Origin of the sequence: Streptomyces sp. NPDC006512, from assembly GCF_040611935.1 — a bacterium.
Taxonomy (GTDB): Bacteria; Actinomycetota; Actinomycetes; order Streptomycetales; family Streptomycetaceae; genus Streptomyces.
The window spans coordinates 120,687-139,434 of record NZ_JBEXPG010000016.1 but is presented as its reverse complement, the minus strand read 5'-3'; the positions used below and the strand labels follow the sequence as shown (position 1 = coordinate 139,434).

Genomic DNA, 18,748 nt, shown 5'->3' with positions numbered 1-18,748 from the left:
GGACTGGCCGGAGACCGGGCGTCCGCGACGGGCGGGTGTCTCGTCCTTCGGTATCAGCGGGACGAACGCGCACACGATCATCGAGCAGCCGCCGGCCGTGGATGTGAGCGCTGAGCAGGCGCCGGCCGGGCAGTTGCCGGTGGTGCCCTGGGTGCTTTCGGCGAAGGGTGAAGACGCCCTTCGGGCGCAGGCGCGTGAGCTCCGGTCGGCTGTGCTGTCGGCGCCGGACCTGCGGGCGGTCGACGTCGCGTGGTCCTTGGCGACCGGCCGTTCGACGTTCGAGGAGCGTGCGGCCGTGGTGGCCGCGGACCGTGAGGGTCTGCTGGCGGGCCTGGCCGCGCTGGCGGACGGCGGGACGACGACCACGCTGACCAAGGGTTCGCCGGTCGGTGGGAAGACGGCATTCCTGTTCACGGGGCAGGGGAGTCAGCGGCTGGGGATGGGGCGTGAACTGTACGACGCCTACCCGGTGTTCGCGGCCGCCTTGGACGCGGTGTGCGAGCGCATGGAACTGCCGTTGAAGGACGTGCCGTTCGGAGACGATGCCGAGCTGCTGAATCGGACGGAGTACGCGCAGCCGGCGTTGTTCGCGGTGGAGGTGGCGCTGTTCCGGCTGGTCGAGTCATGGGGTGTGAAGCCGGACTTCCTGTCGGGGCACTCCATCGGCGAGATCACGGCCGCGCACGTCGCGGGTGTGCTCACGCTGGAGGACGCGTGCACGCTGGTGGCGGCGCGCGGCCGACTCATGCAGGCTCTGCCGGTGGGCGGGGTGATGGTCGCCGTGCAGGCTTCGGAGGACGAGGTCCTGCCGTTGCTGACCGACCGGGTGAGCATCGCCGCGATCAATGGGCCCACGTCGGTGGTGATCGCCGGTGACGAGGACGCGGTGACCGCGGTCGCGGAAGCGTTCGCGGACCGCAAGAGCAAGCGGCTGACCGTGAGCCACGCGTTCCATTCGCCGCACATGGACGGGATGCTGGACGACTTCCGTCAGGTGGCCGAGGGGCTGTCCTTCGCGGCCCCGGTCGTTCCGGTGGTGTCGAACCTGACCGGTGCGCTCGTCTCCGACGAGATGGGCTCGGCGGACTTCTGGGTCCGCCACGTCCGCGAAGCTGTCCGCTTCCTTGACGGTGTGCGGGCCCTGGAGGCAGCCGGAGTGAGGACGTTCCTCGAACTCGGGCCGGACGGCGTGCTGTCCGCGCTCGCACAGGACTGCATCGAGCAGGACGCCGCCTTCGTGCCGGTGCTGCGCGCTGGTCGCGGTGAAGCGGAGACGGCCGTCACCGCTGTGGCCCTGGCACATGTGCGGGGTGTGGAGGTGAACTGGCAGGGGCTCTGCGCCGGTTCGGGTGCCGGGCGGGTGGAGCTGCCGACGTACGCCTTCCAGCGGCAGCGCTACTGGCTCCAGATGGCGGGTACGACGCGAACCGGCGCCGCCGACGAGGTGGACTCCCGCTTCTGGGACGCGGTGGAGCGCGAGGACCTGGAGTCGCTCGCGGCCACCCTGGACATGGACGACGAGAACGCCTGGGGCACGGTCCTGCCGGCCCTGCCCGCTCTGTCGGCGTGGCGCCGTGGTCTGCGGACCCGGTCCGAGGTCGATGCCTGGCGCTACCAGGTGTCGTGGAAGCCGCTGTCGGATGCGGTCGCGTCCGGTGTACGGCTGTCCGGGGCGTGGCTGGTCGTGTCTGCCGCGGGTGTGGATGACGCGGCGGTCGTGGACGCGCTGGCCGGGCGTGGCGCCGAGGTTCGGAGGACGGTGGTCGAGCCGGGTACGGATCGTGCCGCGCTGACTGAGCTGGTGACGGAAGCGGCCCCCGTCGAGGGGGTTGTGTCCCTTCTCGCACTGGACGAAGCCGCTGCGGTCGACCTGACAGTGGCACTGGTGCAGGCGGTTGGCGATGCCGGGGTGGAGGCGCCGCTGTGGTGCCTGACCCGTGGTGCGGTGAGCGTGGGCCGGTCCGACCGTCTGGTGTCTGCGGTGCAGGCTCAGGTGTGGGGCCTGGGTCGGGTTGCGGCTCTCGAGGCTCCCGGCCGGTGGGGTGGTCTGGTGGACCTGCCCGAGGTGTGGGACGAGCGGGCCATGGGCCGTCTGGTCGGGGTCCTGGCCGGCGGTTCCGGTGAGGATCAGGTCGCGGTTCGTTCCTCCGGGATCTTCGGGCGTCGTCTGGTCCGGGCTGCCGGCGGTTCCGGCTCCTGGGCGCCGTCCGGGACCGTGCTGGTGACCGGTGGTACGGGTGCTCTCGGTGGGCGGGTCGCGCGTTGGCTGGCCGGAGCGGGCGCCGAGCGGCTGGTGCTGACCAGCCGCCGGGGCGCTGATGCTCCTGGTGCTGCCGAGCTGGTCGCGGAACTGTCGGAGCTCGGCGTGGAGGTGTCGGTCGTCGCCTGTGACGCCGCCGACCGTGATGCCCTGCGGACGCTGCTCGCCGCCGAGGCCACCGCGCTCACGGCGGTCGTGCACACGGCTGGTGTACTGGACGACGGCGTCCTCGACGCGCTGACGCCCGAGCGGTTCGAGAGTGTGCTGCGGGCGAAGGCGACGTCCGCCCTTAACCTGCACGAGCTGACCGTCGAGCTGGGTATCGAGCTCTCCGCGTTCGTGTTGTTCTCGTCGATGAGTGGCATGGTCGGTGCGGCCGGTCAGGCCAACTACGCCGCGGCCAACGCCTATCTGGATGCTCTGGCTGAGCAGCGGCGTGCCGCCGGGCTGGCCGCGACCTCGCTCGCGTGGGGTCCGTGGGCCGAGGGCGGCATGGCCGCTGATGAGGCGATGGACGCGCGGATGCGGCGTGAGGGTCTGCCGCCGATGGCTCCCGATACGGCGATGGCTGTTCTGCGGCAGAGTGTGGCTTCGGCTACCGATGCGGCGGTGCTGGTCGCGGACGTGGACTGGGGGCGTTTCGGGCCGGCCTTCACGGTGGTGCGTCCCAGTGTTCTGTTCGCTGAGGTGGTCGAGTCCGGGCTGGCTGTTCCGGCTGCTGGTGTTGAGGTTGCCGGGTCGCCGGTGGGGCGGCTGGCCGGTCTTGGTGCGGCGGAGCTGGAGCGGGAGCTGCTCGCTCTGGTGCGTGCGCACGTTGCGGCGGTCCTGGGGCATGACGGTTCGGAGGCGGTGGGTGCGGAGCGTGCGTTCAAGGAGCTGGGGTTCGACTCGCTGACCGCGGTGGAGCTGCGCAACCGGCTGGGTGCGGCCACGGGCGTGACCCTGCCGGCCACGTTGATCTTCGACTATCCGACGGCCTCCGCTCTTACCGCGTATCTGCGTGATGAACTGCTCGGCACGCGGGCTGAGGTCACGGGCCCGGTGACGACGGCGGTCGACGGTGACCCGATCGCGATCGTCGCGATGAGCTGCCGCTTCCCCGGCGGGGTACGGACCCCGGAGGACCTCTGGCAGCTGCTGGCCACCGGCGGCGACGCCATCGGTGCCTTCCCCGTCGACCGCGGCTGGGATCTGGGTCGTCTCTACAGCGCGGACCCGGACCGGCAGGGCACCTTCTACGCCCGCGAGGGCGGTTTCCTCTACGACGTGGCGGACTTCGACGCCGACTTCTTCGGGATCTCGCCGCGCGAGGCCCTGGCGATGGACCCGCAGCAGCGGCTGTTGCTGGAGACCACCTGGGAGGCGTTCGAGCGGGCGGGCATCGATCCCGCCACCGTGCGCGGCAGTCAGGCAGGCGTCTTCATCGGCACCAACGGCCAGGACTACGGAGCCATGCTCCAGGCCGTTCCGGACGGCATCGAGGGGTTCCTCGGTACGGGGAACGCGGCGAGCGTCGTGTCCGGGCGCCTCTCCTACGCGTTCGGACTGGAAGGTCCGGCCGTCACCGTCGACACGGCCTGCTCCGCGTCCCTGGTCGCGCTGCACTGGGCCGTCCAGGCGCTGCGCAATGGGGAGTGCTCCATGGCCCTCGCCGGTGGCGTGACCGTCATGTCGTCGCCCGGGGCGTTCATCGACTTCAGCCGTCAGCGGGGTCTGGCGGAGGACGGCCGGATCAAGGCCTTCGCGGCCGGCGCGGACGGCACCGGCTGGGGTGAGGGGGTCGGCATGCTGCTCGTGGAGCGGCTGTCGGACGCCCGCCGCAACGGACACCCGGTCCTCGCCGTCGTCCGCGGCTCGGCGATCAACCAGGACGGTGCGAGCAACGGGCTCACCGCCCCCAACGGGCCCTCGCAGCAGCGCGTCATCCGGGCCGCTCTCGCCAGTGCCGGACTGTCGGCCGCCGAGGTCGACGCCGTCGAAGCCCACGGCACGGGCACGACCCTGGGCGACCCGATCGAGGCGCAGGCGCTGTTGGCCACGTACGGCCAGGACCGGCCGGCCGACCAGCCGCTGTTCCTCGGGTCCGTCAAGTCGAACATCGGTCACACCCAGGCCGCTGCCGGTGTGGCCGGCGTGATCAAGATGGTGATGGCGATGCGGGAGGGGGTGCTTCCGCAGACGCTCCACGTGGATGAGCCGACCCCGCACGTGGACTGGTCGGCGGGGGAGATCGCCCTGCTGACCGAGCAGCGTGCCTGGCCGGAGACCGGCCGTCCGCGCCGGGCGGGCATCTCCTCGTTCGGTTTCAGTGGTACCAACGCCCACACGATCATCGAGCAGGCACCGGACGTCGCAGACGTGGTACCGGAGCGGCGCGGCGGTGTCGTCGTCCCGTGGGTACTGTCCGCGAAGAACGAGACTGCCCTGCGGGTACAGGCCGAACGCCTGACGGCCAGGCTCGCCGCCGACGAGGCGCTCGAACCCGCCGACATCGCCTACTCGTTGGCCACCTCAAGGTCGGCCCTCGAACACCGGGCCGTGGTCGTCACGGGCGAACGGGACGAGTTCCTGGCCGCTCTGGAAGCCCTGGCCGCCGGTCAGCAGGTTCCAGGGGTGGCGCAGGGCAGGGCGTCTGTCGGCGGGCTGGCCTTCCTGTTCACCGGGCAGGGCAGCCAGCGTCTCGGAATGGGCCGCGAACTGTACGACACCCACCCGGCGTTCACGGACGCGCTGGACGCGATCTGCGCCCGGATGGATTTCCTACTCGAACTGCCGCTGAGGGACGTGCTGTTCGGATCCGACGTGGATTCACTGAACGAGACGGCCTACACGCAGCCGGCCCTGTTCGCCGTCGAGGTGGCCCTGTTCCGCCTGGTCGAGTCATGGGGCGTGACGCCGGACTTCCTGTCCGGGCATTCCATCGGTGAGATCGCCGCCGCACACGTCGCCGGGGTGCTGTCTCTGGACGACGCCTGCACGCTGGTTGCGGCGCGTGGTCGGCTGATGCAGGCGTTGCCGTCCGGTGGTGTGATGGTCGCGGTGGAGGCGTCGGAGGACGAGGTCCTGCCGCTGCTGACGGACCGGGTGAGCATCGCCGCCGTCAACGGCCCGCGATCGGTGGTCGTCGCGGGCGACGAGGACGCCGCGGTGACGGTCGCGGAGTTCTTCGAGGTGCAGGGCCGCAAGACCAAGCGGCTGACGGTCAGTCACGCGTTCCATTCCCCGCACATGGACGGCATGCTGGCCGACTTCCGGAAGGTGGCCGAGGAACTCACCTACCAGGCCCCGCGGATTCCGGTCGTGTCGAACCTGACCGGTGCGCTCGTCTCCGACGAAATGGGTTCGGCGGACTTCTGGGTCCGGCACGTCCGCGAGGCGGTCCGCTTCCTCGACGGGATCCGCGCCCTGGAGGCCGCCGGAGTGACGACGTACGTCGAACTCGGCCCCGACGGGGTCCTGTCCGCGCTCGCGCAGGACTGCGTCACCGGCGAAGGTGCCGCTTTCGTGCCCCTGCTCCGCAAGGGCCGTCCCGAGGCCGAGGTGCTGATCGCCGCGCTCGGCAGGGCGCACACGCAGGGCGTCGGCGTCGACTGGGCCGCGTACTTCGCCGGTACCGGCGCCCGGCGCGTCGACCTGCCGACGTACGCCTTCCAGCGCAAGCGCTACTGGCTGGAGGAGGCGCCCCGTCCGGCCGCGGACGCGACACAGTCGGTCGCCGGGCACGCCGACGCGGTGGACGCCCCGTTCTGGGACGCCGTCGACAACGCGGACCTCGCCGCCCTCACCGCCACCCTGGAGATCGACGCCGACCAGCCGCTGAGCGCCCTGCTGCCGGCGCTGTCCGCCTGGCGGCGGCAGCGCGCGGACCGGTCGGTCGTCGACGGCTGGCGCTACGAGGTCACCTGGAAGCAGCCGGCCGGCCCGGCCGCCGCCACCCGTCCCTCCGGGACCTGGCTCCTGGTCACCGCCGCGAGCGCCGACCTCGACGTCCCCGGCATCCCCGGGATCGCGGACGCGCTCCGGGTGCAGGGCGTGGACGTACGGGAGGTCGTCCTGGACGCGGCCACGACCGGCCGGGCCGACCTGGCGGAGCGGCTGCGTACGGCGCTCGGCGAGGACCGCGCCGACGGCGTGCTGTCGCTGCTGGCGCTCGCCGAGGCTCCGCACCCGGCGCATCCGGCCGCCCCGGCCGGGCTGCTGCTCACCGGGACCCTCGTACAGGCCCTCGGTGACGCCGACGTCGACGCGCCGCTGTGGTGCGTGACCGCCGGAGCCGTGGCGACCGGGCCCGGCGACCGGATCCGGAGTGCCGCGCAGGCGCAGGTCTGGGGACTCGGACGGGTGGTGGCCCTGGAGCACCCCGAGCGCTGGGGCGGTCTCGTCGACCTGCCCGCCACCGTGGACGGGCGCGCGCTCGACCAACTGCTCGCCGCACTCGGCGGAACCGAAGACGGAACCGGGCACGGAACCGGGCACGGCTACGAGGACCAGATCGCGGTGCGTTCCGCGGGAATCCTCGTCCGCCGGATCGGGCACGCCGCCGCCCCGGCCGCCACCGCCGGAAGCGGCGCGGCGGCGGAGCGTGCTCCCTGGCGGCCCCGCGGCACCGTCCTGGTCACCGGCGGTACGGGTGCGCTCGGCGCGCACGTGGCCCGCTGGCTCGCCGCGAACGGCGCCGAGCACCTGCTGCTGGCCGGCCGGCGCGGGCCGCTGGCGCCCGGCGCGGAGGCCCTGGTCGCGGAGCTCGCCGCGCTCGGAACGCGGGCCACGGCCGTCGCCTGCGACGTGACCGACCGGCAGTCCGTCGGCCGGATCCTCGCCGGACTTCGCGACGACCCCTCCGTTCCGGCCCTGACCGCCGTCTTCCACACGGCGGGCGCCGGCCAGTTCGCGCCGCTCGCCGAGACCGGCCCGGACGACGTCGCCGCCGTCCTCGCCGCCAAGGTCGCGGGCGCCGAGCACCTCGACGAGCTGCTCGGCGACACGGAACTGGACGCCTTCGTCCTCTTCTCGTCGATCGCCGGGGTCTGGGGCAGCGGCGGCCAGGCCGCCTACGCCGCGGCCAACGCCCACCTCGACGCGCTGGCCCGGCGGCGCCGCGACCACGGCCTGACGGCGACCTCCGTCGCCTGGGGGCCGTGGGGCGGAGGCGGTCTCGTCGCCGACGACGAGGCGGCCGCCCAACTGCGCCGCCGCGGCCTGCCCGTGATGGCACCCGAGCTGTCGGTCACCGCGCTCCAGCAGGCGCTGGACGCGGACGACACGACCGTGACGGTCGCCGCCGTCGACTGGGACCTGTTTGTACCGGCCTTCACCGCCGCCCGCCCGCGCCCGCTGATCGCGGACCTCCCCGAGGTACGCCGCCTGTCGGCCGGGGAACAGCGAGGCGGCGACGGAGGCGACGACATCGCCGGCGCGGCGGACCGGCTGGCGGCCGAACTGCGGGGGATGAGCGCCGACGAGGCCGAACGGACCCTGCTCGGCCTGGTCCGTACGCACGTCGCCGCGGTCCTCGGACACGACGGGGCCACCACCGTGGAAGCGGGCCGTGCCTTCAAGGAGCTGGGCTTCGACTCCCTCACCGCCGTCGAACTCCGCACCCGCCTCGGCTCCGCCACGGGACTGCGCCTGCCCGCCAGCCTCGTCTTCGACCACCCCACGCCCGCCGCCCTCGCCGCACACGTCCGGGCGGAACTCCTCGGCGAGGACGCGGCGCCCGCGCTCCCGGCCCTCGCCGAGATCGACAAGCTGGAGTTCCTCCTCTCGTCGGTCCCCGAGGACGATGCCGCCGAACGCGGCCGCGTGACGGCACGCCTCGAAGCGCTCCTGGCGAACTGGAACAGGACGGAACGGGCCGCGCAGGCCCCGCAGGACGAGGAAACAGCCATCGAATCGGCGTCCGCCGAGGACCTCTTCGACATCATCAACAACGAATTCGGAAAATCCTGACTGATGCCCGATCCGATGCCCGATCCGATTCCGGATCTGATTCCCCACCCGAATTCCCGTATGCATTCCGCATTTCTCCAGGAGGTGACGTTCCAGTGGCCGGCGTGAACGAAGAAAAGCTTCTCGAAAACCTGAAGTGGATGACCACGGAGCTGCGGCGGACCCGCCGCCGCCTCCAGGAGGTAGAGGAGGACGCCCACGAGCCCATCGCCATCGTCGCGATGAGCTGCCGTTTCCCCGATGGAGTACGGTCGCCCGAGGACCTGTGGCGGCTGGTCTCCGAGGGCGGTGACGCCATCACGGGATTCCCCGCCGACCGCGGCTGGGACATCGCCTCCCTCGCCGACCCCGACCCCGACCGCAAGGGCACCTTCTACAACACCGGCGGCGGATTCCTCACCGACGCGACCCTCTTCGACCCCGGATTCTTCGGCATATCGCCGCGCGAAGCCCTCGCCATGGACCCGCAGCAGCGCCAGATCCTGGAAACCTCGTGGGAGGTGTTCGAACGGGCCGGCATCGATCCGGCCTCCGTGCGCGGCAGCCGCACCGGGGTGTACATCGGCGCGGGCGCCATGGGGTACGGGGCCGACCTGCGGGAGGTCCCCGAAGGCCTCGAAGGGCTGCTGCTGACGGGTGGTGCGACGAGCGTGCTGTCCGGCCGGGTCAGCTACGCCCTCGGTCTGGAAGGGCCCGCCGCCACCGTCGACACGGCCTGCTCCTCCTCCCTCGTCGCCCTGCACTGGGCCACCCAGGCGCTGCGCCAGCGCGAGTGCTCGCTCGCCCTGGTCGGCGGCGTGTGCGTGATGCCCAGCCCCGACGTGTTCGTCGAGTTCAGCCGCCAGCGCGGCCTCGCCGCCGACGGGCGCTGCAAGTCCTTCGCGGCGGCCGCCGACGGCACCGGCTGGTCCGAGGGCGTCGGCGTCCTGCTGGTGGAGCGCCTCTCGGACGCCCGCCGCAACGGCCACCCCGTCCTCGCCGTCGTCCGCGGCTCCGCCGTCAACCAGGACGGCGCCAGCAACGGCCTGACCGCCCCCAACGGGCCCGCCCAGCAGCGTGTCATCCGCCAGGCGCTGGAGAGCGCCCGGCTCTCGGCCGCCGAGGTCGACGCCGTCGAGGCCCACGGCACCGGCACCCGGCTCGGGGACCCCATCGAGGCGCAGGCGCTGCTCGCCACGTACGGGCAGGACCGGCCGGCCGGCCGACCGCTCCGTCTGGGATCCCTCAAGTCGAACATCGGGCACACCCAGGCCGCCGCCGGCGTCGCCGGGATCATCAAGATGGTCATGGCGATGCGCCACGGGGTGCTTCCGCAGACCCTCCACGTCGACGAGCCGACCCCCGACGTCGACTGGTCGGGCGGAGCCGTGTCGCTGCTCACGGAGCCCATGGCGTGGCCGGAGACCGGGGCACCGCGCCGCGCGGCCGTCTCCGCGTTCGGCGTGAGCGGCACCAACGCGCACACCATCCTCGAACAGGCCCCGGACGGCGACGGTGACGGTGACGCCGAAGCCGGCCGTGCCGGTGCCGGTGCGGCGGGGAACGCGGGGCCGGCGGAGGCCGTCCGGCCCGCCGTGCTGCCCTGGACGCTGTCGGGCCGGAGCGCCGCCGCGCTGCGCGCCCAGGCAGCCCGGCTGATCGCCGCCCGAGCCGGAGGGGCCGCCCAGGCCTCGGCCCTGGACCTCGGGCACTCGCTCGCCACCACCCGGGCCGCGCTGGAACACCGCGCGGTGCTCCTGGGACGCACCGACGCCGACCTCGACACCGCCCTCGCCGCGCTCGCCTCCGGGGAGGAGTCCGCACACCTGGTCACGGACACCGTGGCCGAGGGCAGGACCGCGTTCCTGTTCACCGGCCAGGGCAGCCAGCGCCCCGGTATGGGGCGTGAACTGTACGCGACCCAGCCGGTGTTCGCCGCCGCGCTCGACGCCGTGTGCGAACGCCTGGACCCGCTTCTCGAACTGCCGCTGAAGGAGGTCATGTTCGGGGACGACCCGGACCCGCTGGACCGTACGGGCCACACCCAGCCGGCCCTGTTCGCGATCGAGGTCGCCCTGTTCCGGCTGATGGAGAGCTGGGGCCTGCGGCCGGACTTCCTGTGCGGTCATTCGGTCGGTGAGATCGCGGCCGCGCACGTGGCCGGGGTGTTCTCGCTGGACGACGCGTGCACGCTGGTCGCCGCGCGGGGCCGCCTGATGCAGGAGCTTCCCGCCGGCGGCGCCATGATCGCCGTCCAGGCGTCGGAGGACGAGGTCCTGCCGCTGTTGACCGACCGGGTGGGCATCGCCGCCGTCAACGGCCCGCGTTCCGTGGTCATCACGGGCGACGAGGCACCCGCGACCGCGATCGCCGACCGGTTCGCGGCACAGGGCCGCAAGACCAAGCGGCTCGCCGTCAGCCACGCCTCCCACTCGCCCCGCATGGACGGCATGCTCGACGCCTTCCGCCGCGTGGCACAGCGGATCACGTACGAGGTCCCGCGCATCCCCGTCGTGTCGAACCTGACCGGCGCCCTCGTCTCGGACGAGATGGTGTCGGTGGAGTTCTGGGTCCGCCACGTCCGGGAGGCCGTCCGCTTCCTCGACGGCGTACGCGCCCTGGAGGCCGCCGGCGTGACCACGTACGTCGAACTCGGCCCCGACGGCGTCCTGTCCGCACTCGCCCAGGACTGCGTCACCCGCGAAGACGCCGTCTTCGTCCCGGCCCTGCGCGGAGGCCGGCCCGAGCCCGAGACGGCCCTCTCCGCACTGGCCCGCGCCCACACCCGCGGCGCGACCGTCGACTGGTCGGCGTACTTCTCCGGCACCGGAGCCCGGCGCGTCGACCTGCCCACCTACGCCTTCCAGCACGAGCGCTACTGGCTGGAGCCCACCGACGGGGCCGGTGACGTACGCGTCGCCGGACTCGACCCGGCCGCGCACCCGCTGCTCGGCGCGGCCCTCACCCTGGCCGGCTCCGGCCGCGTGCTGTGCACCGGCCGGCTCTCGCTGCGCACCCAGCCCTGGCTCGCCGACCACACCGTGGCCGGTACGGCCGTGCTGCCGGGCGCCGCGTTCGTCGAACTCGCCGTCCGCGCGGGCGACCAGGCCGGCTGCGGGCACGTAGAGGAACTGGTCCTCGGCACACCGCTCGCGCTGCCCGCCGAGGGAGGCGTACGGGTCCAGGTGCTCGTCGAGGACCCCGACGCGCAGGGCCGTCACACCTTCACCGTGTCGGCCCGCCCGGAGGACGAGGACGCGGCGGAAACCGCGTGGACGTGCCACGCCCGGGGCGTCCTCGCCCCCGCCACGCCAGCCGCCCCGTCCGACCTCACCGCCTGGCCGCCCACCGGGGCGGAGCCCGTCGACATCGGCCACCTCTACACCCCGGCCGACGGCGACGTCCCCCACGACGTCCACGGCCCGGTGCGCGGCCCGCTGTTCCGTACCGTGGAGGCCGCCTGGCACCGTGACGGCGAGTACTTCGCGCAGGTCCGCCTGCCCGAGAGCGCCCCCGGGGCGGCCGGCTTCGGTCTGCACCCGGCCCTGCTGGACGCCGCCGCGCACACCGCGCTCGCACTGGCGGCCCCGGAAGCCGACGGCACGGGTGTCGGACCCGGCAGCGTCTGGTCGGACGTGGCCCTGCACGCGGTGGGCGCCGGAGCCCTGCGCGTCCGCATCCGGCCCGCCGCCGACGGGACGTTCGCCCTGGACCTCGCCGACGACCTCGGGGACCCGGTGGCCACCGTCGGCCTGCTGGCCCCGCAGCCGTACACCGCCGGCACCGCCGCCGCCCCGCAGCCGGTACCAGCCGTCCTGCGCGAGGCCCTGTTCCAGCTCGACTGGGTCCCGCTGCCGCCGCGCCAGCCGGCCGCCGACGCAGCCCCGGCCGAGCCCGCCGGCGGATGGGCCGTGCTGGGCGCGCCCGGATCCGGTCCTGCCGCCCGCTACGCCGACCTGGCGGAGCTGGGCGCGGCGCTCGACGCCGGAGCACCCCTGCCGGCGTACGTCCTGGCCCCCTTCCCCCGGCAGCCCGCCGGGCCCGGACCGGACACCCTGCGCGGGGCCGCGCAGCGGGCGCTCGCCCTGGTGCGGGCCTGGCTGGCCGACAGCCGGTTCGACGCCTCCCGCCTGGTCGTCGTGACCAACGGAGCGGTGGCCGGGCCCGGCGAAGCCGCCGGAGACCTGCCGAACGCCGCCGTCCGCGGGCTGGTGCGCTCCGCGGAGACCGAGAACCCCGGCCGGTTCGTCCTCGCCGACCTCGCCGACCTCGCCGACCTCCACGACCTGTCCGATCCGGCCGGGGCGGCCCTCCTCGCGGCGGCCCTCGCCTCCGGGGAGCCGGAACTGCTGCTGCGCGACGGAGCCGTACACGTGCCGCGGCTGCGCCGGACCCGCACGACCGGAAACGGGCTCCTGCCCGAGGCGGGCACGACCCGCCCGGACGGCACCCGCGCCGCCGTCATCGACGCGAACGGCACCGCCCTGATCACCGGCGGCTCCGGCACCCTCGCCGGGATCGTCGCCCGCCACCTGGTCACCGCCCACGGCGTACGCCACCTGCTGCTCCTCAGCCGGAACGGCAAGGACGCGCCGGGAGCCACCGAACGCACCGCCGAACTGGCCGCGTTGGGCGCCGACGTCACCTGGGCCGCGTGCGACGCCGCCGACCGCGACGCCCTGGCCGCCGTCCTGTCCGCGGTCCCCGCCGAGCACCCCCTCACCACCGTGGTCCACACGGCGGGCGTCATCGACGACGGCGTCATCGACGCCCTCACCCCCGAACGCCTGGACACCGTCCTGCGGCCGAAGGCCGTCGCCGCCCTCCACCTGCACGAGCTGACCCGCGACCTGCCCGTCACGGCGTTCGTCCTCTTCTCCGCCATCGCCGGCACCCTCGGCGCGGCCGGCCAGGCCAACTACGCCTGCGCCAACGTCTTCCTCGACGCCCTCGCCCAGTACCGCCACCACCAGGGCCTGCCGGCCACGGCCCTGGCCTGGGGCCTGTGGGCCGACGCCAGCGGCATCACCGGCGCCCTGGACGAGACCCAGCTGCGCCGCATGGAACAGCACGGCATGGGCGCCCTCACCGCCACCGACGGCACGACCCTGCTCGACGCGGCGCTGGCCTCCGGCCGGCCCGTTCTCCTCCCCGCCCGCCTGAACCCGGCCGCCCTGCGCGCCGCCGCCGCGCCCGGCCCCGTCGCCCCCGTGTTCCGGGACCTCCTGGGCCCGGCCGGACGCCGCACCGCCCGCACCCGCGCCGACGCCGGCACCCCGCTGGCCGAACGGCTGACCGGCCTCACCCGCCCCGAACAGGACCGGACCCTGCTGGACCTCGTACGGTCGCAGGCCGCCACCGTCCTCGGCCACAGCTCCGCCGAACCCGTCGAGCCCGCCAAGGCGTTCAAGGACCTCGGCTTCGACTCCCTGACCGCCGTCGAGCTGCGCAACCGCCTCGCCACCGCCACCGGACTGCGCCTGGCCACGACGCTCGTCTTCGACCACCCCTCGCCCACGGCGCTCGCACGGCAGCTGCGCACCCAACTCCTCGGTGAAGCCGACGAGCCGGAAGCGCAGGACTCGCACGGCACCGCGGCGGCCGCGGGCGGCGCCGACGACCCCGTCGCGATCATCGCCATGAGCTGCCGGTACCCCGGCGGCGTCCGCAGCGCCGACGAACTGTGGCGGCTCGTGGAGTCCGGAGGCGACGCGATCGCCGGACTCCCCGGCAACCGCGGCTGGGACCTCGGCGAGCTGTACGCCGGGCAGGACGGCGACCGGACCTTCGAGGGCGGCTTCCTCTACGACGCCGACTCCTTCGACGCCGACTTCTTCGGGATCTCACCCCGCGAGGCCCTCGCCATGGACCCGCAGCAGCGCCTGCTGCTGGAAACGTCCTGGGAGGCGTTCGAACGGGCGGGCATCGACCCGTCGTCGCTGCGCGGCACCCGGGCCGGCGTCTTCGTCGGCGCCTCGTCCGGCGGCTACGACGCCCAGCTGGAAAGGTCCGGCGACCTGGACGGCCTCCTCGGCCACGTGATGACCGGCAACGCGGGCAGCGTCGTCTCGGGACGCGTCTCCTACGCCTTGGGCCTGGAGGGCCCGGCGGTCACCGTCGACACGGCCTGCTCGTCGTCCCTGGTCGCCCTGCACTGGGCCGTCCAGGCACTGCGGCAGGGCGAGTGCACCATGGCCCTCGCGGGCGGCGTGACCGTCATGTCCACACCCGGGACGTTCAGCGAGTTCAGCCACCAGGGCGGCCTCGCGCCCGACGGCCGCTGCAAGGCCTTCGCCGGCGCGGCGGACGGTACGGGCTGGGGCGAGGGTGTCGGCATGCTGCTCGTGGAGCGGCTGTCGGACGCCCGCCGCAACGGGCACCCGGTGCTGGCGGTGGTACGGGGTTCGGCGGTCAACCAGGACGGTGCGAGCAACGGTCTGACGGCTCCGAACGGTCCGTCGCAGCAGCGGGTCATCCGGGCCGCTCTCGCGAGTGCCGGGCTGTCGGCCGCCGAGGTGGACGCGGTGGAGGCGCACGGTACGGGGACCCGGCTCGGGGACCCGATCGAGGCGCAGGCGCTGCTGGCGACGTACGGGCAGGACCGGCCGGAGGACCGGCCGCTGCTGCTGGGCTCGGTGAAGTCGAACATCGGTCACACGCAGGCCGCTGCCGGTGTCGCCGGGATCATCAAGATGGTCATGGCGATGCGGGAGGGGGTGCTTCCGCAGACCCTGCACGTGGACGAGCCGACCCCGCACGTCGACTGGACGGCGGGCGACATCACCCTGCTGACGGAGGCCACGGCGTGGCCCGAGACCCGCCACCCGCGCCGGGCCGGCATCTCCTCGTTCGGCGTCAGCGGCACCAACGCCCACACGATCATCGAGCAGGCCCCGGAGCCCACGGACCGGCCGACGCCGACGACCGCGGCCGCGGGACCCGTCCCGTACGTCCTGTCGGCGCGGAGCCCGCAGGCGCTCCGCGCCCAGGCGGCACAACTGCTCCCCGCGGCCCGAGCCGTGATCGCCGAGGACGGCTCCGGCCTCGTGGACCTCGCCTACTCCCTGGCCACCGGCCGCGCGGGCCACGAGCACCGCGCCGCGTTCACCGCCGTCGACCGCGAGGGCGTCCTGCACGCGCTCGCCGCCCTCGCCGCCGACGAACAGCCCACGGGCGTCGTCCGCGGGACGGTGTCCGGTGGGGGGCCGGCGTTCCTCTTCACCGGCCAGGGAAGCCAGCGGCCGGGCATGGGGCGCGAACTGTACGCGGCGCACCCGGTGTTCGCCGCCGCGCTGGACACGGTCTGCGAACGCTTCCAGGAACTCGAACTGCCCCTGAAGGAAGTGCTGTTCGGCGCGGACGCCGGTCTGCTGGACCGGACGGAGTACGCGCAACCCGCGCTGTTCGCCGTCGAGGTGGCGCTGTTCCGACTGCTCGAATCGTGGGGTGTGCGGCCGGACTTCCTGTCGGGGCACTCCATCGGTGAGATCGCGGCCGCGCACGTGGCCGGGGTGTTCTCGCTGGAGGACGCGTGCATGCTGGTCGCGGCGCGTGGTCGGCTGATGCAGGCGTTGCCGTCCGGTGGTGTGATGGTTGCGGTGGAGGCGTCGGAGGACGAGGTCCTGCCGCTGCTGACGGACCGGGTGAGCGTCGCCGCGGTCAACGGCCCGCGGTCGGTGGTCGTCGCGGGTGACGAGGACGCGGTGACCGCGGTCGCGGAGTCCTTCCCCGGCCGCAAGACCAAGCGGCTGGCCGTCAGTCACGCGTTCCATTCCCCGCACATGGACGGAATGCTGGCCGACTTCCGGAAGGTGGCCGAGGAACTCACCTACCAGGCCCCGCGCATTCCGGTCGTGTCGAACCTGACCGGGGCCCTGGTCTCCGACGAGATGGGTTCGGCGGACTTCTGGGTCCGCCACGTCCGCGAAGCGGTCCGCTTCCTCGACGGCATCCGCGCCCTGGAGGCCGCGGGGGCCACCACCTACCTCGAACTCGGCCCCGAGGGCGTCCTGTCCGCACTCGCCCAGGACTGCGTCACCGGTGAAGGCGCGGCCTTCGTACCGGTCCTGCGATCCGGCCGTCCCGAAACCGAGGTGCTGATCGCCGCGCTCGGCAGGGCGCACACGCAGGGCGTCGGCGTCGACTGGGCCGCGCACTTCGCCGGTACCGGCGCACAGCGCGTCGACCTGCCCACCTACCCCTTCCAGACCCGGCGTTACTGGCCCGAGCCCGCCGCCGCGCGCGACGGCGGGACGGAGGCCGGCGCCACCGGGAACGAGACCGACGCCCGGTTCTGGGACGTCGTCGACCGGGCCGACCTCGCCGCCCTCGCCGACGAGTTCGCCGTCGACGGGGACCAGCCGCTCAGCGCCGCCCTGCCCGCACTCTCCGCATGGCGCCGCGACCAGCAGGCACAGACGCAGGCCGACTCCCTCCTCTACCGCGTCACCTGGCAGCCGTGGTCCGGCCAGGACGGGAACACGGCCACCGGGACCTGGCTGGTCGCCGTACCCGCCGCGCACACGGAGGACCCCTGGATCCGGACGGTGACCGACCGCCTCGGCGAAGCCGGGGCCCGGCTCCTCACCCTCCCGCTCGACGTCACCCACGGCGACCCGGCCGCCCTGCGCGCCCGCCTGGACGAACGGCTGCGCGAAGCAGCGGCCACCGCGACGGCCACCGTGACGGCCACCGGACCGGTCACCGGCGTCCTGTCGCTCCTGGCACTCGACGAGCGGCCGCACCCCGAACACCCGGGGGTACCCGCCGGACTCGCCCTCACCGCCGCCCTCACCTCCGTACTCACCGGCCCGGACGCGCCGGCCGACTGCGCCGGGGCACCCCTGTGGTGCATCACCCGCGACGCCGTCGCCGCCGTCCCCACCGACACGCTCGGCGGCGCCGCCCAGGCGCAGGTATGGGGCCTGGGCCGGGTGATCGCCCTGGAGCACCCCGACCGATGGGGCGGACTCGTCGACCTGCCCGAGGCGTACGACGAACGCGTCCTGTCCCGCCTGCCGGGCATCCTCACCGGCGCCGGCGACGAGGACCAGCTCGCCGTCCGCCCCGCGGGCACGCTCGTACGACGCCTCGTACGCGCCACCCCGCCCGGCACCCGCCCCGAACCCGGCTGGACCCCGCGCGGCACGGTCCTCATCACCGGAGGCACCGGCGCGCTCGGCCGCCACGTCGCCCGGCGCCTCGCCGAACGCGGCGCACGGCACCTCGTACTCGTCAGCCGCAGCGGCCCGGACGCGCCCGGGGCCGCCGAGGCACGTACGGAACTCGAAGCGCTCGGCGCGGCCGTCACCCTGGCCGCCTGCGACGTCACCGACCGGGACGCGCTGGAGGCACTCGTCGCGGGCCTGGCGGCCGACGGCACCCCGGTACGCGCCGTGGTGCACGCCGCGGGCGTCTCCCAGCCGCCCGGCACGGGCGCCGACCTGCCCGGCTTCGCCCGGGTCGTCACCGCCAAGACCGCCGGGGCCGTGCACCTCGACGCACTGTTCGACGCACCCGACTCCCTCGACGCGTTCGTCCTCTTCTCGTCCATCGCCGGCACCTGGGGCAGCGGCGGCCAAGGGGCCTACGCCGCCGCGAACACCTTCCTCGACGCGCTCGCGGAACGCCGCGCGGCCCGCGGGCTCGCCGCCACGGCGATCGCCTGGGGACCGTGGGCCGACGGCGGCATGGCCGCCGAGGGCGACGCGGAGGAGCAGCTCAGCCGGCGCGGACTGCCGCCCGTGGACCCCGCGACGAACCTGCTGGCCCTGGAACGTGCCCTCGCAGGCCGGGACGCCGCGGTGACCGTGGCCTCCGTCGACTGGGCACGGTTCGCACCGCTGTTCACGGCGGCGCGCCCCCGCCCGCTCATCGCCGACCTGCCCGAAGTACGCGGCGCCCTCCGCGAGGAGGCCGCGGCCGCCGGCACCACAGAGCACGCGGACCCGTCCGCGGCGGTCCTCGGCCGGCTGGCCGCACTGTCCGGGGACGACCGGGACACCGCGCTCCTCGACCTCGTGCGCGAGCACGCGGCGACGGCGCTCGGCCACCCGTCCGCGGACGCCGTCGCACCGGACCGGGCCTTCAAGGACCTGGGCTTCGACTCACTGACCGCGGTCGAACTCCGCAACCGCCTCGGCGCCGCGGTCGGCCTGCGCCTGCCGTCCAGCCTCGTCTTCGACTACCCCAACCCGCAGGCCCTGACCCGCCACCTGCTGCGCGCCCTCTTCCCCGACGGCGCCGCCGGTACCGCCGGCCCGAACGCGGCGGACCTCGACACCGACCCGCAGGACGTGGAACTGCGCCGGACCCTCGCCACCATCCCCCTGGGCCGGATCCGCGAAGCGGGACTCCTCGACACCCTCCTGCGGCTCGCCGGACCGGACACCCCGGCCACGGGACCCGGTCAGGAAGACACCGACACCGGCGGGTCCATCGACACGATGGACCTCCAGGACCTCCTCGACCTCGCCCTCGACGGCGGCGGCATCGACGACGGAGGCATCGACGACGGCGCCCCCGCCGACACCACCACCAGCAACAGCAACTCTTGACGTG

At 74.1% G+C, this 18,748-nt stretch carries 2 protein-coding genes; both read left to right on the top strand.

Annotated elements, in window-relative coordinates:
- A partial coding sequence (locus tag ABZZ17_RS13975) for a type I polyketide synthase (protein WP_356875504.1) occupies positions 1-8,209 on the top strand: 8,209 nt, incomplete at its 5' end.
- A gap of 104 nt (positions 8,210-8,313) precedes the next feature.
- The gene (locus ABZZ17_RS13970) at positions 8,314-18,744 is read left to right on the top strand and encodes a type I polyketide synthase (protein WP_356875502.1); all 10,431 of its coding nucleotides are present in this window, start codon (positions 8,314-8,316) and stop codon (positions 18,742-18,744) included.
- Positions 18,745-18,748: the final 4 nt, after the last annotated feature.